Annotated in this window: 23 protein-coding genes, 1 tRNA gene and 1 pseudogene; 8 read left to right on the top strand and 17 right to left on the bottom strand. The window is 40.5% G+C overall.

All coding sequences use genetic code 11. The features are described 5' to 3' along the window. Nucleotides 1-205: 205 nt before the first annotated feature. The 7 genes from grxD to purC form a co-directional block, all read right to left on the bottom strand. Nucleotides 206-538: a Grx4 family monothiol glutaredoxin gene (gene grxD, locus N6A79_RS04340; protein ID WP_182419078.1), complete on the bottom strand. Its 333-nt coding sequence runs from the start codon at nt 536-538 to the stop codon at nt 206-208. Nucleotides 539-711: 173 nt separating this feature from the next. Next, entirely contained in the window at nt 712-945 is a 234-nt protein-coding gene (locus N6A79_RS04335; RefSeq protein WP_182419077.1) for a BolA/IbaG family iron-sulfur metabolism protein, read from the bottom strand. A gap of 159 nt (nt 946-1,104) precedes the next feature. Then, complete coding sequence (gene purL, locus N6A79_RS04330) at nt 1,105-3,312, bottom strand: phosphoribosylformylglycinamidine synthase subunit PurL (protein ID WP_268547157.1); 2,208 nt, start codon at nt 3,310-3,312, stop codon at nt 1,105-1,107. A gap of 216 nt (nt 3,313-3,528) precedes the next feature. Next, a complete protein-coding gene (locus tag N6A79_RS04325; RefSeq protein WP_262080074.1) occupies nt 3,529-3,930 on the bottom strand; it encodes a hypothetical protein in 402 nt (133 codons plus the stop codon). Then, complete coding sequence (gene purQ, locus N6A79_RS04320; RefSeq protein ID WP_182419074.1) at nt 3,927-4,595, bottom strand: phosphoribosylformylglycinamidine synthase subunit PurQ; 669 nt, start codon at nt 4,593-4,595, stop codon at nt 3,927-3,929. The genes N6A79_RS04325 and purQ overlap by 4 nt, the downstream gene beginning before the upstream one ends. A 149-nt stretch (nt 4,596-4,744) precedes the next feature. Further along, the gene (purS, locus tag N6A79_RS04315) at nt 4,745-4,984 is read right to left on the bottom strand and encodes a phosphoribosylformylglycinamidine synthase subunit PurS (RefSeq protein ID WP_268547156.1); all 240 of its coding nucleotides are present in this window, start codon (nt 4,982-4,984) and stop codon (nt 4,745-4,747) included. 212 nt (nt 4,985-5,196) lie between these two features. Continuing rightward, on the bottom strand, nt 5,197-5,961 hold the full coding sequence (purC, locus tag N6A79_RS04310) for a phosphoribosylaminoimidazolesuccinocarboxamide synthase (RefSeq protein ID WP_262080072.1): 765 nt from the start codon (nt 5,959-5,961) through the stop codon (nt 5,197-5,199). 199 nt (nt 5,962-6,160) lie between these two features. Between purC and N6A79_RS04305 the strand changes: the two genes are divergently transcribed. Further along, nucleotides 6,161-6,475, top strand: coding sequence for a DUF1476 domain-containing protein (locus tag N6A79_RS04305; protein ID WP_182419071.1), 315 nt, complete (start codon nt 6,161-6,163; stop codon nt 6,473-6,475). Between the two features lie 107 nt (nt 6,476-6,582). Here the strand turns inward: N6A79_RS04305 and N6A79_RS04300 are convergent, their stop codons facing one another. Both N6A79_RS04300 and N6A79_RS04295 read right to left on the bottom strand, forming a co-directional pair. Then, nucleotides 6,583-7,299, bottom strand: coding sequence for an MgtC/SapB family protein (locus tag N6A79_RS04300; protein WP_268547155.1), 717 nt, complete (start codon nt 7,297-7,299; stop codon nt 6,583-6,585). A 345-nt stretch (nt 7,300-7,644) separates the two neighbouring features. After that, nucleotides 7,645-8,031 (bottom strand): flagellar export protein FliJ, encoded by a 387-nt coding sequence (locus N6A79_RS04295; RefSeq protein WP_182419069.1) that lies wholly within the window; start codon nt 8,029-8,031, stop codon nt 7,645-7,647. A 687-nt stretch (nt 8,032-8,718) separates the two neighbouring features. On the opposite strand from N6A79_RS04295, the gene ctrA reads away from it, so the two are divergent. Next, on the top strand, nt 8,719-9,420 hold the full coding sequence (ctrA, locus tag N6A79_RS04290) for a response regulator transcription factor CtrA (protein ID WP_182419068.1): 702 nt from the start codon (nt 8,719-8,721) through the stop codon (nt 9,418-9,420). A 60-nt stretch (nt 9,421-9,480) separates the two neighbouring features. Here ctrA and N6A79_RS04285 read toward each other — a convergent pair whose 3' ends face one another. Beyond that, nucleotides 9,481-9,975 (bottom strand): DUF7000 family protein, encoded by a 495-nt coding sequence (locus N6A79_RS04285; protein ID WP_268547154.1) that lies wholly within the window; start codon nt 9,973-9,975, stop codon nt 9,481-9,483. A 372-nt stretch (nt 9,976-10,347) separates the two neighbouring features. On the opposite strand from N6A79_RS04285, the gene N6A79_RS04280 reads away from it, so the two are divergent. Further along, a tRNA-Pro gene (locus tag N6A79_RS04280) sits at nt 10,348-10,424 on the top strand. Between the two features lie 397 nt (nt 10,425-10,821). Next, nucleotides 10,822-11,127 carry an ETC complex I subunit gene (locus tag N6A79_RS04275; RefSeq protein ID WP_182419066.1) on the top strand — a complete coding sequence of 102 codons (306 nt, stop codon included), beginning with the start codon at nt 10,822-10,824 and terminating at the stop codon, nt 11,125-11,127. Between the two features lie 643 nt (nt 11,128-11,770). Here N6A79_RS04275 and N6A79_RS04270 read toward each other — a convergent pair. From N6A79_RS04270 to N6A79_RS04260, 3 genes are all read right to left on the bottom strand, one after another. Then, the gene (locus N6A79_RS04270; RefSeq protein ID WP_268547153.1) at nt 11,771-12,373 is read right to left on the bottom strand and encodes a YqgE/AlgH family protein; all 603 of its coding nucleotides are present in this window, start codon (nt 12,371-12,373) and stop codon (nt 11,771-11,773) included. Between the two features lie 279 nt (nt 12,374-12,652). After that, nucleotides 12,653-12,925, bottom strand: coding sequence for a hypothetical protein (locus tag N6A79_RS04265; protein ID WP_182419064.1), 273 nt, complete (start codon nt 12,923-12,925; stop codon nt 12,653-12,655). An 89-nt stretch (nt 12,926-13,014) separates the two neighbouring features. Continuing rightward, nucleotides 13,015-13,608, bottom strand: a complete 594-nt coding sequence (locus N6A79_RS04260; protein ID WP_410007230.1) for a cold-shock protein — start codon at nt 13,606-13,608, stop codon at nt 13,015-13,017. Between the two features lie 261 nt (nt 13,609-13,869). On the opposite strand from N6A79_RS04260, the gene N6A79_RS04255 reads away from it, so the two are divergent. Continuing rightward, nucleotides 13,870-14,310 (top strand): VOC family protein, encoded by a 441-nt coding sequence (locus N6A79_RS04255; RefSeq protein ID WP_182419063.1) that lies wholly within the window; start codon nt 13,870-13,872, stop codon nt 14,308-14,310. A gap of 76 nt (nt 14,311-14,386) precedes the next feature. Here the strand turns inward: N6A79_RS04255 and gatA are convergent, their stop codons facing one another. The 4 genes from gatA to gmk all read right to left on the bottom strand — a co-directional run bounded on the left by gatA (nt 14,387) and on the right by gmk (nt 18,936). Then, entirely contained in the window at nt 14,387-15,868 is a 1,482-nt protein-coding gene (gene gatA / locus N6A79_RS04250; RefSeq protein ID WP_268547152.1) for an Asp-tRNA(Asn)/Glu-tRNA(Gln) amidotransferase subunit GatA, read from the bottom strand. A gap of 100 nt (nt 15,869-15,968) precedes the next feature. Further along, nucleotides 15,969-16,256 carry an Asp-tRNA(Asn)/Glu-tRNA(Gln) amidotransferase subunit GatC gene (gene gatC, locus N6A79_RS04245; protein ID WP_268547151.1) on the bottom strand — a complete coding sequence of 96 codons (288 nt, stop codon included), beginning with the start codon at nt 16,254-16,256 and terminating at the stop codon, nt 15,969-15,971. Between the two features lie 200 nt (nt 16,257-16,456). Beyond that, entirely contained in the window at nt 16,457-17,941 is a 1,485-nt protein-coding gene (locus N6A79_RS04240; RefSeq protein WP_268547150.1) for a cobyric acid synthase, read from the bottom strand. Nucleotides 17,942-18,264: 323 nt separating this feature from the next. After that, complete coding sequence (gene gmk / locus N6A79_RS04235) at nt 18,265-18,936, bottom strand: guanylate kinase (RefSeq protein ID WP_268547149.1); 672 nt, start codon at nt 18,934-18,936, stop codon at nt 18,265-18,267. A gap of 236 nt (nt 18,937-19,172) precedes the next feature. Here gmk and lipB point away from each other — a divergent pair, with 236 nt between their 5' ends. The 3 genes and pseudogenes from lipB (at nt 19,173) to mutY (ending at nt 23,335) form a co-directional block, all read left to right on the top strand. Further along, entirely contained in the window at nt 19,173-19,907 is a 735-nt protein-coding gene (lipB, locus tag N6A79_RS04230) for a lipoyl(octanoyl) transferase LipB (protein ID WP_442784250.1), read from the top strand. Nucleotides 19,908-20,221: 314 nt separating this feature from the next. Next, nucleotides 20,222-22,150, top strand: a pseudogene (parE, locus tag N6A79_RS04225) (DNA topoisomerase IV subunit B); the annotation flags it as partial. 114 nt (nt 22,151-22,264) lie between these two features. Continuing rightward, nucleotides 22,265-23,335 carry an A/G-specific adenine glycosylase gene (mutY, locus tag N6A79_RS04220; protein ID WP_268547148.1) on the top strand — a complete coding sequence of 357 codons (1,071 nt, stop codon included), beginning with the start codon at nt 22,265-22,267 and terminating at the stop codon, nt 23,333-23,335. The last annotated feature ends 23 nt before the right edge of the window (nt 23,336-23,358 follow it).

The raw sequence follows: 23,358 nt of genomic DNA, 5'->3' as shown, positions 1-23,358 counted from the left end.
GGGTCTGCATCCAGAATATCAAAATGAACTATCATATAGTGCTTTATTCAACCCAATAGCCGCCCCAAAAAAGACACGGCCGTGAGAGGTACTCATAGATCTTAACGCATATGGCTAGTTAAGTTCTAATTCAATAATATATAAACAATTAAAAAGGGGAACCAATCTCAAGGAATGGTTCCCATTTTTTTCAATATAAAAAAATTTAAGCGTTTTGTACGCTAATGCCTTTATCTTCCAACAATGTTTTAAGTTCACCCTGTTGGAACATTTCACGCACAATGTCTGCACCGCCAACAAATTCGCCCTTAACATAAAGCTGAGGAATTGTTGGCCAATTGGAATATTCCTTAATGCCTTGGCGCAATTCGTCAGATGTGAGAATATTTACGCCCTTATAGGCAACACCAAGATAATCGAGAATTTGAACGACTTGGCCTGAAAAACCACATTGTGGAAAGCCGGGCGTACCTTTCATGAAAAGTACAATATCATTGCTCTTAACTTCATTATCAATGAAATCATTCATGCCGGTCATTCTATAATCCTTCCTGCGCAGCTTTGGGGCTAATAGCTGCATTATTTCAAGTGCTTTACCATTAAAAAGCAACCTTGCGTGATTTAATATTTAACTTTTTATATGGTAAGTTTCTTTTACTTAACCATAGTCATTTTTAAAAAATATGCGATTTAACTTAATAATAACGCAAATTATTCTGGCACACTGGTTTGCAATGCAAGGGCATGCAATACACCACCCATATTGCCTTGCAATGCATCATATACCATTTTATGCTGCGCAACACGGCTTTTGCCGCGAAAGCTTTCCGCAATAACTTCAGCAGCATAATGTTCACCATCGCCAGCAAGATCGCGAATAGTTACTTTGGCATCAGGTATGCCCTCGCGAATGAGCTTTTCAATCGCATGCGCGTCCATTGCCATGAGAAATTCTCCTATTTTGAATTGTTACAATAATATAATGGCTGTTAGTTAAATGTCAAATCACTATGGCAGTACCAACAACATTGCTTGTTTTAAAAAGCTATCTTAAAAAATAAAGCCTCAAATGAATATCTAATTCAATTGAGGCTTCAAAATGGCTTATTCTTGTCCCATAAAGTCAGGGAACCAACCTTCAAAGCAATTGTTTAATTGTTCAACCGACAGGCTGAAGCAATTAGCAATATCAAGCATCGATCCTTCAACTTGGCCAAGTTGGCGCAGTTCAATGCCGTTTAAATAAGCGCGGTTGGTAATATCATCAAGATTTTCAGGGTTAATTGCTATTACGTAGCGCGCTTGATCCTCACCAAATAACTCACTAACCCGCGTGCCATTGCCTAGCGTTACCTTTGCACCTTTTTCAGATTTGATGCACATTTCAGCAAGGCTAATTGCCAAGCCGCCATCGGATATATCGTGGCATGCTGTGACCAAGCTTTTTTCTATAAGCGAGCGAACAAAATCGCCATTTCGCTTTTCTACAGAAAGATCAACCTTAGGCGGTAAGCCTTCCGTGCGCCCTAAAATATCGCGCAAATAAATCGATTGGCCAAGATGGCGACCATCACCGCCAATGAGCAATAATATATCACCCTCTTGCATGCCGCCAATAGTAGCCATATGCCCCCAGTCAGCAATAATGCCGACGCCCGCCATGGTTGGTGTTGGCAAAATAGCCTCACCATTGGTTTCATTGTAAAGCGACACATTACCCGAAACGATTGGGAAATTAAGTGCCTTACAAGCTTCACCAATGCCTTTAATGGCAAAAACCAACTGCCCCATAATTTCAGGCTTTTCAGGATTGCCAAAATTCAAATTATCGGTTGAAGCAAGGGGCGTTGCTCCTGTTGCAGTAATATTGCGCCAGCATTCAGCAACGGCTTGCTTGCCCCCTTCATAGGGAGAGGCTTCACAATAGCGTGGGGTGACATCAGATGAAAATGCAAGTGCGCGTTTATCATTGCTGTCAACACGAATGACGCCGGCATCGCCGCCAGGGCAAACAAGGCTATTGCCTTGGATTAAGGTGTCATATTGTTCATAAACCCAGCGCCGTGACGATAAATCAGGTGAGCCTAACAATTTTAAAAGATCACTGCCCAAATCGCCTTGGTCAGCAATTTCGCTATCATTTAGCGCAACAGGAAGCTTTGGTTCAACCCAAGGGCGATCATATTCCGGCGCTTCATCACCAAGCTCTTTAATTGGCAAATTGGCAACTTCAACACCTTGATGAAGAACGCGGAAACGCAAATCATCCGTGGTTTTACCACAAATTGCAAAATCAAGACCCCATTTTTTGAAAATTGCTTCAGCTTCAGCTTCTTTTTCAGGCAGCAGCACCATGAGCATACGCTCTTGGCTTTCTGATAGCATCATTTCATAGGCGGTCATATTTGCTTCGCGTGCTGGCACAAGGTCAAGATTAAGCTCAATACCAAGATCGCCCTTAGCGCCCATCTCAACTGCCGAGCAGGTAAGGCCCGCCGCACCCATATCTTGAATAGCAATCACTGCGCCTGTTGCCATTAATTCAAGGCAGGCTTCAAGCAAGCATTTTTCAGTAAATGGATCGCCAACTTGTACTGTTGGTCGCTTTTCTTCAATCGAATCGTCAAATTCAGCAGATGCCATAGTGGCGCCGCCAACGCCATCACGACCAGTTTTGGCACCAAGATATACAACAGGTAGCCCAACGCCTTCAGCTTTGGAATAAAAAATCGCATTGGTTTTAGCAATACCGGCTGCAAAAGCATTGACCAAAATATTGCCATTATATCTTTTATCAAAATTCACTTCGCCGCCAACGGTTGGAACGCCAAAGGCATTACCATAGCCACCAACACCTGAAACAACGCCAGAAACGAGGTGTTTGGTGCGCGGATGGCTTGGCTCACCAAAACGCAGTGCATTCATGGCAGCTACTGGACGCGCCCCCATGGTGAAAACATCACGTAAAATACCACCAACGCCGGTTGCTGCGCCCTGATATGGCTCAATATAGGATGGGTGATTATGGCTTTCCATTTTGAAAACCACACAATCGCCCTCGCCAATGTCGACAACGCCAGCATTTTCACCCGGCCCTTGGATGACGCAATCACCATCAATAGGCAGGGTACGCAGCCATTTTTTTGATGATTTATATGAGCAATGCTCATTCCACATAGCGGAAAAAATGCCAAGTTCAGTAAAGCTTGGTTCACGGCCGATAAGCTCGATAATACGGGCATATTCATTAGGCTGCAATCCATGCGCTGCGATAAGTTCAGGGGTTATTGCAACATCATTGCCAAGGCTCATCAGGTTTGGGCTCCGTATTCCCTAAGTGATAATAAATAATTGTTAGTCTAGCCAATCAAAATATCTATTAATGTTTGTCCTTACAACAGCTTGCTATATTTTACCCTTTAAAGGGTATTTCATATAATCTGTTGGCTCTTGATCTATTTCAACCAAACCCATTTTATTTTTATAAGGCTTGGTTGATTTTATTCGTTCAACATTCGTTTTATTCGTTCAACATTTATTGTCGCCAGCAGTCCAGCGTTTGATATTATCTGTTATTCTGCTGCTTAAACTACTGTCCATTAGCGGACCATAATGCGCAACTTGTGCAGGGCTGCCCATGGCTTCCACCACCAAAAGTGGCCGATCAGTTGGTCTGTTATATGCAACAAGCAAAATACGAGGCTTGCCACTATAGGATTGCAATTCAGGTGCAAGGCGATAGGCCTTGAATGCATTATCCCCTGATTTAAACCAGCAGCGATTAGCGGTTAAAGCAATGTGCTCCATGGTTGGTAAAGCTGCATGTTGGCTGTTAAAAACCGGTGGCTCAACAGGTAGAGTAACCCTATAACAGGCTGAAACACCTAGCAAACACACTCCAAGTACTATGGTTTCCTTTATGAATTTCATGCTGCAATACCTAAAGCGCCAGCAAAAAAGGCGCGTCCATCATCGCCGCCATGGGCCTTTTCAATAAGATTTTCAGGATGCGGCATCATACCAAGCACATTACCTTGCTTATTGATGATCCCAGCAATATCGTTGAGTGAACCATTAGGATTAGTGTTTTGTGCATAGCGTAAAACTACCTGACCATTATCTTCAAGCTGCTTTAGGCTTTCACTATCGGTAAAGTAATTGCCGTCATGATGGGCAACGGGACAGCGAATAATTTGCCCTTGTTGGTAGCCGGTTGTAAAAGCTGTATTTGCATTGGCGATTTCAAGCTTTACTTCGCGACAAACAAATTTAAGCGATGTATTGCGCATTAAAGCACCCGGTAAAAGACCCGCCTCAAGCAAAATTTGAAAACCATTGCATACGCCGAGAACTTTAACGCCTTTAGCGGCTTTTTCCTTAATTGCTTGCATAACCGGCATGCGTGCAGCAATTGCACCACAGCGCAAATAGTCACCATAAGAAAAACCGCCCGGAATAACGATTAAATCAACATCAGGAATGGTTGTTTCTGTTTGCCAAACAGTGATTGGTTTGGTGCCTGAAATATCGCTCAAAGCGGTGATCATATCACGATCGCGATTTAAGCCTGGTAACTGGATAACAGCCGTTTTCATTTGCAAATCCTTGAAGATAACCAAGAGCACTTTTCTGGTATAAGCGGATTTTAAGCTAAAGTGCAGCACAAATTATGATCTTAAAATTGCCTATAATATAATAAACTGGCGGTCTAAGCAGCTTGCATTATAGGCAATTTGCTTTGAAATTATAAAATCTCGATGGAGAAATTTTCAATAACAGTATTGGCTAATAGTTTTTCGCACATGGCTTGCAATTCGCTTTGGGCAACGGCTTTGTCATTGGTTGCAAGTTCAATATCAAAGACTTTGCCTTGGCGAACAGAGTTAACACCACTAAAATCAAGTGCTTCCAAGGCACCAACAATGGCTTTCCCCTGTGGGTCAAGAACAGCGTTTTTAAGGGTAACGGTGACACGGGCTTTCATAACTTGTAATCTTTCTACTTGGCTGATTTATGGCTTGTTGACGCACATAAGAGATTTAATAACCAATGGAATTATTAGAATGGAATTATAAGAATAGCATTTATAGGCTATATTTTCACTAAAGGTGCAACAAATGCCATATAAAGGCAAATAAATGGCTCAATTAAGTGAAAATAAAAGCCTATAAATTCATGTCAGTAAGAGCTGGTGAGCTATTTCACCAATACCGGACCTTTAGGGCGCGGTGCTTCATTTTCGTTAATGATGCCAAGACGACGAGCAACTTCTTGATAAGCCTCAACGAGGCCACCCATGTCGCGGCGGAAACGATCCTTATCCAGTTTGTCATTGGTATTAACATCCCAAAGACGCGAAGAATCAGGGGAAATTTCGTCAGCAAGGACAATGCGCATCATATCGCCTTCCCAAAGGCGACCAAATTCCATTTTAAAATCAACAAGACGAATGCCTATGCCAATGAAAAGTCCGCTAAGGAAATCATTGATACGGCTTGCAATCGCCATAATTTCTTCGAGCTCAGAAGGGCTTGCCCAGCCAAGAGCAAAAATATGTTCTGCTGAAACCATTGGATCATCAAGTTCATCTTTTTTGAAATAAAACTCAATAATTGGGCTTGGTAATGGTGTGCCTTCCTCAATGCCTAAACGCTTAGAAATAGAACCCGCGGCAATATTGCGAACAACAACTTCAAGGGGAATTATTTCAACCGCGTGAATGAGCTGTTCACGCATATTAATACTTTTGATGAAATGGGTAGGAATACCTATTTCTTCTAGCAGTGTAAATATACGTTCAGAAATACGATTATTAAGAACGCCTTTACCATCAATCACTTCATGCTTTTTAGCATTAAATGCTGTTGCATCATCTTTGAAAAACTGGATGAGCGTACCTGGTTCTGGCCCTTCATAAAGAATTTTGGCCTTACCTTCATAAATGCGACGACGACGGTTCATGGCAACTCTCTTCACTATATTGAAATAAACTATTTAAGCTCACTATAGCAAATCGCAAAGAATCTCAATCATGCGCAGCCCTAGATTGTAGAAAAAACAACATTGACAACAGTTTTTAACAATTGCGCCTTGATTGTTACGCTTTTATACGGCAAGTAGTTAAAGAAGTTTCTTTGTTGCCATGAATTCGGAGGGTGCAATGAGTGGTATGAGTGAACGCGGTGAAGCGTTAGAGAATAAATTTTTTCATGATGCTGATTTGCGATTCAAAGCTGAAGCACGCCGCAATCGTCAGCTTGGCTTATGGGCAGCTGAAAAGCTTGGTAAAGCCGGTGCAGATGCAGATGCTTATGCTAAAGAAGTTGTTATTTCTGATTTGAAAGAGCCAGGCGATAATGATGTTGTTGAAAAAGTTATGGCAGATTTTAAAGCCGCAAATGTTGCTGTCAGCGAAGATGAATTGCGTGAAAAAATGTTTGTGCTTTTAGAAGAAGCCGTTAAGTCTCTTACTTAATATATTTATTTTAAACCAATCTATATTTAAAAAGCGCAATATCAATATTGGTATTGCGCTTTTTTTCATTTCTACTGGCGTTGTTGGCTTGTCGCAGTTCTTGGTCTTTATTCGCGGGTACTGCTTTCCCAATTGGCATGGTGTACATTGCGTTCTTTTTCAAGCAAGTTAACCACCGCTTCAATTTCATCCTTATCAATGGCGGTGCTTACCAGAGTTGCAATCAGCTCTACCCTATCGCCAGATAGATCATAAATTTCAACGTCACTTACTGGATATTGTGCCTTTTCCAACAGGTCTACCATTTTTTCACGCAGCTCTGGTGCTGCATCGCGATTAACCGTTAAGCGAATTTCATAGGTTGCTTCGCCTGTTTCCTCATTTAGTGGAATACGATTGATAAGATTAACAAGCCGCCTTAATACTGTATTGCCGAATATCACAAAAAAGGTCAGCAATGTTGCTTCTGCAAGCATATCACCGCCCGCACAAGAACCAACAGCCGCCGAACACCAAAGAGTTGCAGCGGTATTTAACCCGCGTACATTCATGCCTTCTTTCATGATGACACCAGCACCCAAAAAGCCGATACCAGAAACAACATAGGAAATGACCCTTACGGCTTCAGCATTGCCTGCCAAACGATGGCCAAGATCAACAAAAGCGGCTGCCCCTACTGCAACAAGCACATTGGTGCGTAAACCTGCAGTTCTTTGCCTATATTGGCGCTCTGCACCAATTAATGTACCAAGTACAAAAGCTGCTAACAGGCAAACAGCGGTGTCAAGAAATGGTAAGAGTGAAAAAGTTTCAGCAAATCTCATTAATCACCTATTGGTCAATTGCAAAGCAAAAAGCTAAAGCATAGTTTTGAGCATTCAATTAAATTGAAGCAATAAAACTTCATTGCATATCTATCTTTAGTGAAAATGTTATTTTTACTTTGATAAATGCTCACTTACTGCTGCATAGGCAAGTTATATGACAGGAAAATGACACCTTACGCCTTGTTCCCCCAGCTTTATCCATCTTAATTTTATTTACATCTAAAACTTCAAGTTTATCAGCATTAATCGCATGATTTTACCAACAAATCATTTGCGAATAGCAATCCGCAAATGATTTGCAATCAATGGAATTTTAATTATAGAACCTATGATGGTCGAATATTAACCAATCATCGAACGTCGTTGAACAAAGCTAATTGTTTCCTCAAGAGTAGAACTACCATCACGCACCTCAATCGCTTGCGCCTTAGCAAGTTCTGCCTCTGCTTCTTGCAAAGCAATAAGTGCTGCTGCTTTTTGTATGTTCAAATCATTAGCCGAGTTTAATAGGTTTTCACGCCTTTGCCGCGCTGCTGCCGCAAAAGTTGGATAGGCAAAATGGTTATGGTCGGTTATGCCCGCTTTGCGTTCTTCATTGGCGATTTGCGTTTCAAGCTCATTAGCCATGCGTTGAAACTCAAATGCCATGGTTTCAAGTTGGGTGATTTGTCGACGCTTTTCACGCACTTGGAATAGTTTTAGCCTAACAATCGTTTCACGCGGCTTCATACATAAACTCCCTCTATCATGAAGAAGCCTATGAAACTTCATCATGTGAAATACCCTCAAAATAAAAATGCTCAAATAAAAAGCTAAGCCTTACAGCAAAAGTTTTTGCAAAATATTTGATTGTGATGAATATAAAAGGCGAGACTTAAAGGGAGGTAAACAACCAAAAAAAATGTGGCAATGTTGTGAAATTATATAGGAGTGGTGTTATTGACGAATGAACGGGCTGACATGTCATTAATGAAACCCCATTTAGAATTGCGATATAATCGACATTTAAAGGGACAATGCAAAATTTTATTATCAAAATAGTATTTACTATAATTCATTGTTTTTTAATAAAGATATTAATTACTTAGTAAATGTCACTTTAGGAGTGATTTATTAGTTGTCACTTTAATTTATTGAAATATATGATTTTTTTTATTTATGTTTTTTTAAGGAAAGTTAATCGCAGATAATTTTTTTTAAGGACTTGCATTACTGGATAACAATTTGTTAACCATTTTTCGGCAAATTAACAAACAAGGCAACGACAGTTCCGCGTGCTGCCAAAAGTAGATAAAATAAGGGCAATAGTTGCTTGTATTTTATGGTTAATTTTTTCAATTGAGGGGTCATTTTAAAAATTGACCCAATGTTTTGTTCGAGGCGGCCGATTCGTGGTTGCGGAAAAGGGAAATTATTATGCGCGTATTGTTGATTGAAGATGACAATGCAACAGCCCATAGCATCGAGTTAATGTTGAAGTCAGAAAGCTTCAATATCTATACTACCGATCTGGGCGAAGAGGGCGTTGATCTCGGCAAATTATATGATTACGATATTATTTTGCTTGATTTGAATTTGCCAGATATGTCGGGTTATGAAGTATTGCGCACATTGCGCTTATCAAAAGTTAAGACACCAATTCTTATCCTTTCTGGCATGGGCGGCATTGAAGATAAGGTTCGTGGTCTTGGCTTTGGTGCAGATGATTACATGACCAAACCTTTCCATAAGGATGAGCTTATTGCACGCATTCATGCAATCGTACGCCGTTCTAAAGGCCACGCACAATCTGTGATTGCAACAGGCGACCTTATTGTTAACCTTGATGCAAAAACAGTTGAAATTTCTGGTCTTCCCGTTCACTTAACCGGTAAAGAATATCAAATGCTTGAGCTTTTGTCTTTGCGTAAAGGCACTACCCTTACCAAGGAAATGTTCTTGAATCATCTTTATGGTGGTATGGATGAGCCAGAATTAAAAATTATTGACGTTTTCATTTGTAAATTGCGCAAAAAACTTGATGCTGTTTCTGGTGGCCAAAATTATATTGAAACTGTTTGGGGGCGCGGTTATGTTTTGCGTGAACCTAATGGTGAAATCTTGCGTGAAACCGCTTAAATTTTAAGATTTGATTGCTGCATATAAAAGCCCTTACCTCCTATAAGAGGTAAGGGCTTTTTACGTTTGGGTATTAGATTCAATGAAAACCAGAATCTCACCTATATACTGCAAAGCATTTTGTAAGATAGTCTCCATCAACTCTTTTTCATGGTTGAAATCAGGCTGATTCAAAAGCTGGACTTCCAAAGCGCTATAGCGTGGCATCGTGCTATAATTTTGCATCCATGGGCTGGTTTTAAAAAGGCGCCAAAACTTCTTTTGTATCATCATATTTTGCCCCATCAGCCATAGCTCAAAGGCCATATTTTGATGATTGAGCACAATGCCAAAGCGCAAGCCATGCTGCTTTACCAAGGCGTTGTAAAAAGGAAAATAGCTATAGTCCATATAGCCAGGTGACACATTACCAAACGTAAAATTTTTACCTTCGGCCCTTATAAAAAGTCCTTTAAGGCGCATCATAAACTTTATTAGATATTGATATGCGGCTTTAATTTGCGGATTTTTTAATTGCTCACTATAGGCTGCAATTATTTTATTAATATCTGTCATTTTCTAAATCCTCAATTCATAAAGTCGCTGCAAGAATCATGATATTTAAAGCCCGATATAATGCAGCAACTATTATAAATAGTTGTCGATATTTTATTAAGGCGGTTTTCGCTCATAGGAAAATAGTCAATTGCCAAGTTAAAATTGCAGGGCATATTTTAAAATTTGGCCGATAATTTTCAAACAAGCGCATAATAGATTTTAATTTTTAGTTTTTTTGCCAACTTTTTTCCACAGCCACGGCAGAATTCAAAAAAAAATAAAAAAAAAAACATTTTTTTTAAAAAAACTAAAAAAAGGACTTGCACTTTCAAAGCAAACCTTTTAGACAGCAAACACGCTTGAGAGACACACCAACTCTCAAACAAAAGTCGGAGCGTAGCGCAGTCTGGTAGCGCATCTGGTTTGGGACCAGAGGGTCGTAGGTTCGAATCCTATCGCTCCGACCATTACTTTAAATAGTAATTTGATTAAATTAAATATCAAAAAAATATATCTTCAAAAAAACAATTCTTATTAGATGCTGGATATTGTGTCCAAAAAATTCTCCTATTTTTATTAATCCCCAAAATAATTTTTTATTATTCCCTATTTGATTATCTATGGGGCTAAAGCGTAAATGTTTCATTTCCAACCCATGTTAGAATTATTTTAATTGCAATAATTGATTGTGGGCTGTATCGCTTAACTAAAGTTGATAAGAATGCCATGGCCGTGATTAAGAATCAAAATTCTTAGCAATGGAAGTTATAAAATAATCTTGATGGTTATTTTATTCTTTTTTTGGCATAGTGTTCTATATAATATGCTTTCAATAATTGAATTGAAATTGAAGGGTAAGTGAATATGGTTGCGCGTATCTATAGTCCTGCAAAAAATGCAATGCAGTCGGGCCAAGCTAAAACAGGTTATTGGATTTTGCAGTATGAGCCAGAACAGGCCAAGATGATAGATCCTTTAATGGGATATACTTCATCTGCCGACATGAAAAGCCAATTGCGTGTGCAATTTGACACGTTAGAAGATGCTATTGCTTATGCAAAGGCTGAAGGAATTGCTTATCGGGTGGAACCTGCTCATAAGCCAAATAGAGCGAATGTTTCTTATTCTGATAATTTTAAGTCAGACAGAAAAGCGCCTTGGACCCATTGAGTTTATAAAAATCAGAGCTTAAAGATCATAAGTCTGGTGATCCCATTAGCCTAATACAGCTTTAATAACATTTGGGTGCAGTGTTGCACCCTTAATTCTGTTTATCTATTTTGCTTTTTAAATTAATTGATTAATTAAACGAATTGCATAGCTTAATCTAAAGTGCCGCCCTCCTTGGGCAAAATCATTTTAGAATATTTGATAAAATATAAAATTATTATCCCCTCCTATTTTTTGCCATGCCAAGTACAGATACACTATCAAGCAGTGTCATTTCAAAACATAAGAATAGCAAAAACCCTATTTCAACTTATGATTACCGTCAATTTTATCTTTATAGTATTTCAAAAGATAAGCACTACACCGTCTTGATAACATTAATACAAAGAAGCCCGTAAAAGATAATAAGCATTTATATCAATAGCATTTTTTGCAATGATAATCTCTACAAGCTAGCGACTTGCACCATACGGCGAAACCTTTTCATCAAAATATCTAAATCTGTTTTTAATCATCTTTTTGCCATTATCAACCCGATATCTAAATAGATATAGTCAAAGATGAATTAAGATATGCACTCGGCAGCAAAGTTTAATTTTAAAAATCAACAGATTATAGCGCATTGAACGAGCAGTATGAAAGGTTAACTATTTCCCACCTGCCCTACCAAATGCATAGGATTAACACCAATTGATGCAAGAATACGATGATATTGCCCATCAAGTGCACCATCAAAAATCAATGACTGAGAGCATGGCGCAATCAACCAGCTATTATCAATAATCTCATCTTCCAATTGCCCTTCTTTCCAACCTGCATAGCCAAGTGCCACCAAGGATTTTTTAGGACCGCGACCTTGAGCAATAGCATTTAAAATATCAACCGTTGCAGTCAAGCCAACATCTTCAGAGACCGGCATAGTACTATCACTACAATAATCATCAGAATGCAAAACAAAGCCATGCCCTCTATCAACGGGGCCACCTTGGCGAATTGGTAAATCCCATAAATATTTCGGCAAAAGACTAGCTGCCGCCTCATCAATCAGGCGAAGCTGTATCAGAAGGCTTGGAAAAGTATAATTTTGCGCCTGATTTAAAATAATACCCATTGCGCCTTCTCGTGAATGGGCGCAGATATAAATAACGGCGCGTGCAAACCGTTCATCGGCCATATGGGGCATAGCAACGATAAGTTTACCGTTAAGGTAATTATGTGAATGAGGATCAAGATTAATGTTTGCCATATAATTAAGGTTATGGCTTATTTTCAGAATAACAAGAGGAAATATTAAAATTACAGTAAATTAACAAACTTTCTTGTAATAATGATTGCAATGGAAATTATACATTCCATATAAATTTTGTAATAATAATGGTGGCGGCGGCTTTTAGGCCCATTGCAGTCACAGGGGAGGTTGCAGCCCTATGTGCAATTTCAACCAATAATAGGCGAGAAAAATTCCTTGCCACTTATTAGACCAGTTTTTCTTTTTTTAAATTAAATAAAAGCTATGCCTTTTTTATTAATTAAAAATACGTTTACCGCAGCGATAGGGACTTTCACTCTTCAATTCCTGCCCAGTATCGTCATTGATAATGCGCAAAATAGCATTGGGCTTTGTAGCGCAATAGGCATTACGAATAGTATAAATTCCTCTTCCCTGCGCAAAAAGATGCAACTTAGAAGGAACTTCATTGCCCTTGGCATCAATTTCGATAATATGATAATTTCCACTTAGGGTTAAACAACCCGTAAGCATCAAAACCCCAGCAAGCATAAGAATGCTTTTATACATGTGGACCCCCGTCCTAAAAAATCATCCCCTGATCATTGTCCCTGTTATTTAATGATAACAAAGACAATAATGCATAATTAATGGGCCTATTAATGGGCTTGAAACGTCACTGGATTATCAGGGTGGATTTCCACCGCCATCAAACCATGGCTACCATTGCCAAAGCGCACTAGCACCACTTGCCCTGGACGCAATTCAGCCAAGCCATAGCGGCGCAATGTTTCCATGTGGATAAAAATATCCTCGGTCCCCTCGCCGCGTGATAAAAAGCCAAAGCCTTTATTGCGATTAAACCACTTAACGATAGCGCGCTCCAAGCCACTGGTTGGAATAACAATTTCTCGCGTTCTTTGTGGTAATTCTGCAGGATGAACGGCCGTCGTCATATCAATAGAAATAATGGCTACACATTGCAACCCACGCTCGCCTTGTTTTACTGTACATTGAACAAGCGCTCCCTCAAGCGCTGTTTGAAAGCCACCTTCGCGTAAAACATTAACATGCAATAAAATATCTGATATTCCATCAATATCAGGCGTAATAAACCCATATCCTTTAGAAATATCAAACCATTTGATTTTCCCAGTAACTTGCGCAGTAGCCATTTCCCCCATCTCGTTTGAGATAGGCTCAATCTTATCTAGCAATTGCTTTAAGTCATCAGAATGTTGCTTTTCTTTCATCGCGTCATTTCCTGCCCGAGATCGCTTCATGAAAAATCAATTCAAGAAAATATGGCTCGATGCGTTTTGATTCTCTTATATTAAGATAACATCTATGTTAACCATTCAAGCAAGACCTCCCCTTGTATTTTCCCATTTAGATCACAACCTTTATAGGGTTGGCGCTATTTAACTCTGATTTTTTAAAAAAGATGAATAGTGGATGTCAACTTTCATCCATTTTGGATAAACCAACAATGTGATCTATTAAAGGAGCCGATTATGCGTTATCTTCATACAATGGTGCGCGTGCGCGATTTAGAACAATCTTTGCATTTTTATAAAAAATTATTCGGCTTATCTGAAACCCATAGAAAAGAAAACCAAGAAGGTCGTTTTACGCTAGTGTTTCTTGCCGCATTAGATGATCGTGAAGATGCTATGGCTGATAATTCGCCAGAATTGGAGCTTACCTATAATTGGGATGATCAAGAATATGATAGCGGACGCAATTTTGGCCACTTAGCTTATGAAGTTGACGATATTTATCAATTTTGTCAAAACCTAATGGATAATGGCATAACGATTAACCGCCCACCACGTGATGGCCACATGGCCTTTGTTAAATCCCCTGATAATATTTCAATTGAAATATTGCAAAAGGGTAAGAGCCTAGAACCCATGGAGCCTTGGCTTTCGATGAAAAACACTGGCACTTGGTGAAGATTATTGCAGGATAAAGCTTGTACCTTATAAAGAAAAAGGCCTTAAAAACTTAAGGCCTTTTTTAATCTCTTTATTACCACCACTTGGTTGGTAGAAAATGGCCCGTTGCCTGTTCAATCACATGCGAAAGCTGGAACAAGGTTTCTTCACCAAAAGGGCGACCAATCAATTGCAATGATAATGGCAAACCATCATTAGAAAGCCCAGCAGGTACAGTAATAGCTGGTAGACCGGCCATGTTAACCGTTACGGTGAAAATATCATTTAGATACATAGCAACCGGATCAGCCTTCAATTTTTCATCACCAATGGCAAAGGCTGCAGTTGGTGTTGCAGGTGCAAGGATTGCATCAATGCCTGCAGCAAATGAATCATCAAAATCTTTTTTGATAAGGCTACGTACTTTTTGAGCTTTAAGATAATAAGCATCATAATAGCCCGATGAAAGCACATAAGTGCCGATAAGGATACGGCGCTTTACTTCAGTACCAAAGCCAGCAGAACGGCTATTTTCATACATTTCCTGAATATCTTTGCCTGGCACGCGCAAACCATAACGCACACCATCATAACGAGCAAGATTGGAAGATGCCTCCGCTGGTGCTACAATATAATAGGCTGGCAAGGCATATTTGGTATGGGGTAGAGAAATGTCAACAATTTCTGCACCAGCAGCTTTAAGCCATTCCTTGCCCTTATTCCACAACTCAACAATTTCAGGCGACATGCCATCAACATAATATTCTTTTGGAATACCAATTCGCATACCTTTGACTGAACGGCCAAGCGCGGCCTCATAATCTGGCACTGCAATATTAACCGATGTTGAATCCTTAAGATCATAAGATGCCATGGATTTTAGCAAAATAGCGGCATCACGCACATCTTTTGCAATTGGGCCTGCCTGATCAAGTGACGAAGCATAAGCAACCACACCAAAGCGCGAGCAACGACCATAGGTTGGCTTAATGCCAACGGTACCGGTAAAGGCAGCAGGCTGACGAATAGAGCCGCCCGTATCGGTTGCAGTTGCACCAGCGCATAATTGAGCAGCAACACCGGTAGCAGAACCACCCGATGAACCGCCCGGCGCTAAAGCATCAGTTGAGCCATTTTTACGCCATGGATTAATTGCTGGGCCATAAAAGGATGTTTCATTTGACGAACCCATCGCAAACTCGTCCATATTAAGTTTGCCAAGCATTACCGCGCCATCATTCCAAAGATTGCTGGTGACCGTTGATTCATAACGCGGTTTAAAATCTTTAAGAATGTTGGAACACGCTTGTGTATGAATATCATAAGTGGCAAATAGGTCCTTAATACCAAGAGGAATACCCTCTAGCGCACGTCCCTCGCCTTTTTGCAAGCGTTCGTCACTTGCCTTTGCCATATTAAGCGCTTTATCAGCCGTAACGGTAACATAGGCATTAAATGTTTCATTTGCGGCTTCAATATTGCTAATATAAGCCTTTGTCAGCTCGCTTGGCAAAAAATCACCCGCCTTCATACGGTCGCGTGCTTCTGCAATGGTTAGAGCGGTTAAATCAGTCATAGTAAATCTCTCTTTTCGAGGTCTAACTATAAGGGATACAATCGTTTTACATCATATAAAATCAGATTGATCAGTTAGAAAAAATCCGGCGTTGATGTCTTTATTCAACAACTTTAGGAACAAGGAAAAAATTATCCTCGGTAAGTGGAGCATTGGCAACAATATCGCTCGCCTTATTACCATCGGTTACAACATCTTCACGCATAACAAGTGCCATTGGTGCGACCGATGTCATCGGTTCAACACCACTTACATCCACTTCATTTAATTGTTCAACAAATCCCAGAATGGAATTTAGACCTTCACTCATTGCTTGAGCTTCGTCTTCACTTAAAGCGATACGTGCCAAATTGGCTACCCGTTTCACTGTCGACAAATCGACCGACATGCCATATCTCCTGATATTCTGGTATTCTTCACTAAATTGATAAAGATAAATTTATTAGATCCTATACATGCCTATGGCAATAAGTGCAATATTTGTCATTGTTTATCGCCAATAAAAGCACAAATTCTTGGCAATATTTGACGTCATTGGCCATTTAAAACCTAATATGCCATTGGACATTTTCAAAAATATGTAAAATTTTAACGTGCAATAGCCAATAATTGGTCAATATTAACGGCCCTTTCAAGCTCTGCGGCAATATCATTTAAGGCATCATCAATAATGCTTTGTTGCGATACGCCTTGAGACAGCGCACCAAAACCGCTTAAAAATTTTGAGCGAAAAACACCTTGATTAAATATTCCATGCAAATAAGTACCCCAGATCTTTCCATCACGACTTGCGGCGCCATCTTGTTGTCCATCAAGATAAATAGAACTATTCAAGCAATCATTGCCTAAAGTCTCACCAAGATGAATTTCATAGCCTTGAACCGAGCAATTATAGGTGCTATGAATGCCGCTAACATTGCGTGTTTTTTTGGTTTTGGTCATTTTAGTGGCAATATCCAATAATTTTAAACCCGCAATTTTATCTGCTTTACCTTCCACGCCATCTGCGTCTTCAATAATTTGGCCAAGCATTTGCAAGCCACCACAAATACCAATGACATGACCGCCCCTTGCTGCGTGATCTTGTATAGATTTAGCCCAGCCGATTTCATGAAAAAATCGCATATCGGCAAGTGTTGCCTTGGATCCTAACAGCAAAATAATATCAGCTTCACTTGGTATTGGCGCACCGTTTTTAAGCAAAATAAGATCAACCCCATCCTCTGACTTTAAGGGATCAAGATCATCAAAATTGGCAATATGGCGGCCAATAGGTACCACAATTTTTATTTTTGTATGTTTTATTTTTGCATGAGATTTAGCAGCACTTGCTTGGTGAAAATCCCGATCTAAAATGACGGAATCTTCAGCTGGAAGATTGGCAACAGCCTTCAACCAAGGTACAACCCCAAAGGATTGCCAGCCAGTAAAATTTTGAATTGCTGCAATGCCCTTATCAAAAAGGCTCAAATCACCACGGAATTTATTGATTAAAAAACCAGCAATTAAATTGCGGTCTTTTGGGTCTAATATTGTATGGGTTCCAACAATGGAAGCAATAACCCCGCCGCGATCAATATCACCAACCAGAATCACCGGTACATTAGCAGCAGCGGCAAAGCCCATATTAGCGATATCATTTTGGCGCAAATTAATTTCCGCTGGTGATCCTGCCCCTTCAACAATGATAAAATCAGCGGTCTTTTGCAATTTTTGATAAGAATCTAAAACCGCATGCATTAATTGTTTTTTTAAAGCCTGATAATCACGCCCTTGTGCAGTTGTAGTTAACTTGCCTTGCACTATAACCTGCGAACCAGTTTCGCTTTGCGGCTTTAATAATACCGGATTCATATGAATTGACGGCTCAAGACCTGCGGCTATGGCTTGCAACCACTGCCCACGGCCAATTTCACCACCATCATTAGCAACAGCGGCATTATTTGACATATTTTGCGGCTTAAAAGGCGCAACTTTAATACCACGCAAGTAAAGTGCACGGCAAAGACCGGCAACCAGAACAGTTTTCCCCACATCTGATCCGGTGCCTTGTAACATGATTGCGCGTGTCAAATGTCATTCCTATTATCAATTTGAAAAACCACAAAAAAACTTTTCACCTATGAAATATGGCAAAAAAGTGCATTTCCCATGCAATAAAATGCAAAATTCATAAATATTTAAGCAATTGATAACTTCGAATTAACACAATTGCTTTATTTATCCTAATCGAAGGTTGCTTAAAGCTGCTTTCACACTCCGGATTTGGTACTGCGTACCGGAGTTTATTGCTTTCATAAGTGTTTGCGTATCATGAAAGCTTGTTGAGTATATGAAAACCGCGTTTATTCTTGTTTATTACAAGTATAGCGCGGTTTTATATTTATTATGATTATTTAAATTTCTTCTGTTATGAGTGAATCAATAAAATTTTGCATACCAGGACGGCGCGCGCGCTTTAATCGTTCAGCAACAATAATTGACTTTACTGCAGTAAGCGAAATGTTAAGATCTTCATTGACGATGATATAATCATATGAGTTCCAATGAGCTATCTCCTTGCGAGCATTTTCAAGCCGCATAGTGATAACATCTTCACTATCTTCAGCGCGCCGATGCAAACGCGCCATTAATTCTTTCATTGATGGTGGCAAAATGAAAATTGAAACAACATCATCAAGCATTTTTTCTTGTAATTGCGCTGCTCCTTGATAATCAATATCAAAAAGCATGTCATTACCTTGCGACAATACCTGTTCAACACTATCGCGTAATGTGCCATAATAATTGCCATGCACTTCTGCCCATTCGGCAAGCTCATTATTATCACGGCGGCGCTCAAAATCTTTTACACTAATAAAATGATAATGAATACCATCAGCTTCGCTTGGGCGGCGTTGACGCGTTGTAACACTGACAGATAGTGCCAAATTCATTTCAGGGTCTTCGCGCAAGAGACGCGTAATGGTTGATTTACCCGCACCTGATGGCGATGATAATACCAGCATTAAACCACGGCGTTTAATTGCTTTATCAACTTTGGTTGCTGTATCTTGAGGTAATGTCATTTTTTGCCTTTTCTTTTTGTTAGAGCACATTTATTTTTTGTTAAAGCAATATTGTGCTCTAAATTCTTTATTTTGGCGCATTTTCCCAACGCAAAATTTTGGCGCATTGTCCAAACGCAAAACTTGAATCAATCTTTGCTGGAAATGCCATAAGATTAGCCAATTTTTTCCCTAAAAAGCAAGCGTAACTGATATTTACACTGGCATTCTTAACAGGAACATCATAAATAAGAGCCATGACGCAAAATATACGCCCCAGTTTTCGTAACGATATTAAATACAGCTTTAAGCCACAAATTGACAATTCGCCGGTTGAATGGCGCATTGAAAGCGGCTTGACGGATTATCAATTCGCCTTAGACTTCATGCAAAAACGTGCAGAAGCTATTCGCAGCGATAATGCAAGAGAATTGATCTGGCTAGTGGAGCATCCACCGCTTTATACAGCCGGCACCAGCGCCAATATTAACGACTTGATTGCACCTGATCGTTTCCCTGTTTATGATGCAGGGCGCGGCGGTGAATATACGTATCATGGCCCCGGACAACGTATTGTCTATATTATGCTTGATTTGAAAAAGCGCCGCGAGGATATTCGAGCTTTTGTTGCAGCGATTGAGCAATGGATTATAGACACGTTAGTACAATTTAATATTAAGGGCGAAAGACGTGAAGATCGCGTTGGCGTTTGGGTTGTGCGGCCGGAGCGCCCATCAACAATTATAGGGGAGCCTGCGGAAGATAAAATTGCCGCGATTGGCATCAGATTAAAAAAATGGGTAAGTTTTCATGGCCTTGCCATTAATGTAGAACCTGATCTCACCCATTATTCAGGCATTGTCCCCTGCGGCATTGCCAATCATGGTGTAACCAGCCTTGTGGATTTAGGCTTACCTGTCACCATGGATGATGTTGATAATGCCCTTGCAAAAACTTTTGCCGAGATATTTGGTGATATTGATAAACAATAAACGCCAAAGCTATCGTAATTTTGTTTTAAAATTGCTAAGAGAATTGAGCTATTCAGCATGACAGAAGAAGCAGAAAGAATATGACCGATAAAAAAGACGATGACCTTTTCGCTACTTTCTCGCAAGATTTGAGTAAAAACAATATAAGAACTTTACAAGAACATAGAGAAAACGATACACTTGTTGCAACCAGCGAACCGACAACATCAAAATCAGTTATTTCTGCGACAGATAAATCTGAACCATCCAAATTGGAAACATCTATGAGTAGTTTACCGCTTTCTAACACCAATGATACCAAAGCAGAACAAGCCTATGATGCGTCAGCCATTCGTGTGCTTGAAGGTTTGGAGCCTGTGCGCCTGCGGCCCGGCATGTATATTGGTGGTACAGATTCCAAAGCCCTCCATCATCTTTTTGCTGAAGTTATTGATAATGCGATGGATGAAGCGGTTGCTGGGCACGCTAATTTTATCGATGTAACCCTTGATGCCAATGGCTATTTGTCAGTTACTGATAATGGTCGCGGTATTCCAATTGAAAATCACCCACAAGTACCAGGTAAATCAACCCTTGAAGTTATTATGACCAAACTTCATGCTGGCGGTAAGTTTGACGGCAAAGCCTATGAAACATCAGGCGGTTTGCATGGCGTTGGTATTTCGGTTGTTAATGCACTTTCCGATGATTGCGAGGTTGAAGTTGCTCGTGGTCGCCGCCTTTATCGCCAGCGTTTTTCGCGTGGGCTTCCCCTTGGTGGCTTGGAAGACCTTGGTGAAGTTCATAACCGCCGTGGTACGCGCGTCAGATTTCACCCCGACGCTGATATTTTTGGCCCCAAGGCTCATTTTGAACCAGAGCGCCTTTATCGCATGGCACGCTCGAAAGCCTATCTTTTTGGCGGTGTGGAAATTCGGTGGAATTGCGATGCAAGCCTTTTGGATCCGAATAAGGAAATACCTGAAAAAGCAGTATTTCATTTTCCCGGCGGTTTAAAAGATTTTCTTGGTAACTCGCTTGGTAAAGATTTTAAAGTAACCCAAGAAATATTTTCAGGAAAAACCGATCAACGCGGTGGCCATGGCTCGGTTGAATGGGCAGTGGCTTGGTATGGCGGGGACGCCTATGTCCATTCTTATTGTAATACTATTCCAACAGGCGAAGGCGGCACCCATGAAGCAGGCTTACGAATTGCCCTTTTGCGCGGCTTAAAAGGCTATGGGGAACTCATTGGCAATAAACGTGCTTCAATCATCACCACTGAAGATGTGATGATTTCAGCAGCAGCCATGCTTTCCGTCTTTATTCGCGAGCCAGAATTTGTAGGACAAACCAAAGATCGCCTAGCAACCACGGAAGCCCAGCGCATCGTTGAAAATGCCATACGCGATCCTTTCGACCATTGGCTTGCAAGCTCCCCACAAGAAGCGACCAAATTGCTTGAATGGGTGATTGAACGTGCCGATGAACGCTTGCGCCGCCGCCAAGAACGTGAAATCAATCGCAAAACCGCAGTGCGCAAATTACGACTACCCGGCAAACTTGCCGACTGCACCCAAAATTCTGCCCTTGGCGCTGAACTATTCCTAGTTGAAGGGGATTCGGCTGGCGGTTCTGCTAAGCAAGCACGCAACCGCGCCAATCAGGCAATTTTACCATTACGCGGAAAAATCTTGAATGTCGCAAGTGCCGGCCGTGATAAATTAACAGCTAACCAGCTTATTGCAGATTTGATACAAGCACTTGGCTGCGGTACGCGCTCTAAATATCGCGAAGAAGATTTGCGCTATGAACGCATCATTATTATGACCGATGCTGACGTTGATGGCGCCCATATTGCTTCTCTGCTTATGACATTTTTCTATCAAGAAATGCCCGCCCTTGTAACTGGCGGCCATCTCTATCTTGCGGTGCCGCCCCTTTACCGTATTAGCCAAGGCGGCAATGTTGCCTATGCACGCAATGATGCTCATAAGGATGAACTTATGAAAACTCAGTTTACTGGCCGTGGCAAAATTGAAATAGGTCGATTTAAAGGTCTTGGTGAAATGCGTGCCGAGCAGCTTAAAGAAACAACCATGAATCCAGCAAAACGCACACTTTTGCGGGTTTTAATTGATGATGAAAGTGTTGAAGCAACCAAAGAAACCGTAAGTGACCTTATGGGCACTAAGCCAGAAGCGCGTTTTCGCTTCATTCAAGAAAATGCTGCCTTTGCTGATACAGAAAGTCTTGACATTTAATAGGCAAGGCTACCCATAAATAATGGTCAAACCATCGCTATTTAATAAAGATGCGCAGCTGACAAAAGCAGCTGGCATCTTTCAATTAGTTCTAATCTCACCTATATCGATGCTATGGAAATATATGCAAAGCAATTATTGGATTGGTATGATAGGCACCATCGCGTGCTGCCTTGGCGTATTAGCCCCAAAGACGCACAAAATGGTTTAAAGCCTGATCCTTATAAGATTTGGCTATCGGAAGTGATGCTGCAACAAACAACCGTTGAAGCGGTAAAAGCATATTTTATCAAATTTATACAAAAATGGCCAAGGGTTGAAAATTTGGCAGCCGCATCACTTGATGATGTTTTAAAAGCTTGGGCAGGCCTTGGCTATTATTCTCGTGCGCGTAATTTAAAAGCTTGCGCCGATATGGTTGTTAAGGATTATAATGGCATATTTCCCAGCACTATAACTGATTTGAAAAAGCTACCCGGCATTGGCGATTATACCAGCGCTGCCATAGCCGCCATTGCCTTTAATCAAAATGAAGCTGTGGTTGATGGCAATATTGAGCGTATTATCAGCCGCCTTTTTTGCATATCAACACCGCTTCCTGCTGCTAAACCATTAATCCGTGAAAAAATGGCGCTTATTTCACCCAATGATAGGCCGGGGGATTTTGCTCAAGCGATGATGGATCTTGGTGCAAGCCTATGCAGCCCGAAGCGGCCAAGCTGTTTTTTGTGTCCTATCAACTCCCATTGCCAAGCTTTGACCCAAAGTGATCCCGAAACTTATCCGATTAAAGCTCCTAAAAAAGATAAGCCTTTACGGCAAGGAGCGGCCTTTATCTTATTGTCCAAAGAAGGTAATGTCTTTTTGCAAAAGCGGCATGAAAAAGGCTTGCTTGCGCAAATGAGCGAAGTGCCAAATTATTTTGGTTCATTAGAAGAAAAACACGATCTTAACCAAGCACCAAGCAAAGCCAATTGGCATTATAGTGGTGAAGCAACCCATATATTTACCCATTTCCGTCTTGAAATGTCGGTTTATCTTGCCAATGATATTGATGAACAAAATTTCAAAAACGGTTGGTGGGTTGCAATTGATGATTTGCATGATGAAGCTCTTCCAACGGTGATGAAAAAAATTATCGCAACTGCCCTGCCCGATGCTTTCAAAATAAAAAGAGCCGCATAGTTTGATAAGACGTTTTTACGGCT

It is taken from the genome of Bartonella sp. HY761 (genome assembly GCF_026743145.1).
Classification (GTDB): domain Bacteria; phylum Pseudomonadota; class Alphaproteobacteria; order Rhizobiales; family Rhizobiaceae; genus HY038.
Note: the sequence above shows the minus strand (reverse complement) of the source record. Positions and strands in the feature narration are given on the sequence as shown.

Excerpts from the sequence above, each read along its gene's own strand:
- purL (WP_268547157.1), bottom strand. The coding sequence starts at position 3,312 with ATGAGCCTTGGCAATGATGTTGCAATAACCCCTGAACTTATCGCAGCG.
- gmk (WP_268547149.1), bottom strand. The coding sequence starts at position 18,936 with ATGACATTACCTCAAGATACAGCAACCAAAGTTGATAAAGCAATTAAA.
- lipB (WP_442784250.1), top strand. The coding sequence starts at position 19,173 with ATGACGCAAAATATACGCCCCAGTTTTCGTAACGATATTAAATACAGC.
- N6A79_RS04260 (WP_410007230.1), bottom strand. The coding sequence starts at position 13,608 with ATGAAAGAAAAGCAACATTCTGATGACTTAAAGCAATTGCTAGATAAG.
- ctrA (WP_182419068.1), top strand. The coding sequence starts at position 8,719 with ATGCGCGTATTGTTGATTGAAGATGACAATGCAACAGCCCATAGCATC.
- purS (WP_268547156.1), bottom strand. The coding sequence starts at position 4,984 with ATGAAAGCCCGTGTCACCGTTACCCTTAAAAACGCTGTTCTTGACCCA.
- gatA (WP_268547152.1), bottom strand. The coding sequence starts at position 15,868 with ATGACTGATTTAACCGCTCTAACCATTGCAGAAGCACGCGACCGTATG.
- N6A79_RS04335 (WP_182419077.1), bottom strand. The coding sequence starts at position 945 with ATGGCAATGGACGCGCATGCGATTGAAAAGCTCATTCGCGAGGGCATA.
- N6A79_RS04325 (WP_262080074.1), bottom strand. The coding sequence starts at position 3,930 with ATGAAATTCATAAAGGAAACCATAGTACTTGGAGTGTGTTTGCTAGGT.
- N6A79_RS04300 (WP_268547155.1), bottom strand. The coding sequence starts at position 7,299 with ATGAGATTTGCTGAAACTTTTTCACTCTTACCATTTCTTGACACCGCT.
- mutY (WP_268547148.1), top strand. The coding sequence starts at position 22,265 with ATGGAAATATATGCAAAGCAATTATTGGATTGGTATGATAGGCACCAT.
- purQ (WP_182419074.1), bottom strand. The coding sequence starts at position 4,595 with ATGAAAACGGCTGTTATCCAGTTACCAGGCTTAAATCGCGATCGTGAT.
- N6A79_RS04285 (WP_268547154.1), bottom strand. The coding sequence starts at position 9,975 with ATGACAGATATTAATAAAATAATTGCAGCCTATAGTGAGCAATTAAAA.
- N6A79_RS04255 (WP_182419063.1), top strand. The coding sequence starts at position 13,870 with ATGCGTTATCTTCATACAATGGTGCGCGTGCGCGATTTAGAACAATCT.
- N6A79_RS04295 (WP_182419069.1), bottom strand. The coding sequence starts at position 8,031 with ATGAAGCCGCGTGAAACGATTGTTAGGCTAAAACTATTCCAAGTGCGT.
- purC (WP_262080072.1), bottom strand. The coding sequence starts at position 5,961 with ATGAACCGTCGTCGTCGCATTTATGAAGGTAAGGCCAAAATTCTTTAT.
- N6A79_RS04270 (WP_268547153.1), bottom strand. The coding sequence starts at position 12,373 with ATGGCAAACATTAATCTTGATCCTCATTCACATAATTACCTTAACGGT.
- N6A79_RS04305 (WP_182419071.1), top strand. The coding sequence starts at position 6,161 with ATGAGTGGTATGAGTGAACGCGGTGAAGCGTTAGAGAATAAATTTTTT.
- gatC (WP_268547151.1), bottom strand. The coding sequence starts at position 16,256 with ATGTCGGTCGATTTGTCGACAGTGAAACGGGTAGCCAATTTGGCACGT.
- grxD (WP_182419078.1), bottom strand. The coding sequence starts at position 538 with ATGACCGGCATGAATGATTTCATTGATAATGAAGTTAAGAGCAATGAT.
- N6A79_RS04265 (WP_182419064.1), bottom strand. The coding sequence starts at position 12,925 with ATGTATAAAAGCATTCTTATGCTTGCTGGGGTTTTGATGCTTACGGGT.
- N6A79_RS04275 (WP_182419066.1), top strand. The coding sequence starts at position 10,822 with ATGGTTGCGCGTATCTATAGTCCTGCAAAAAATGCAATGCAGTCGGGC.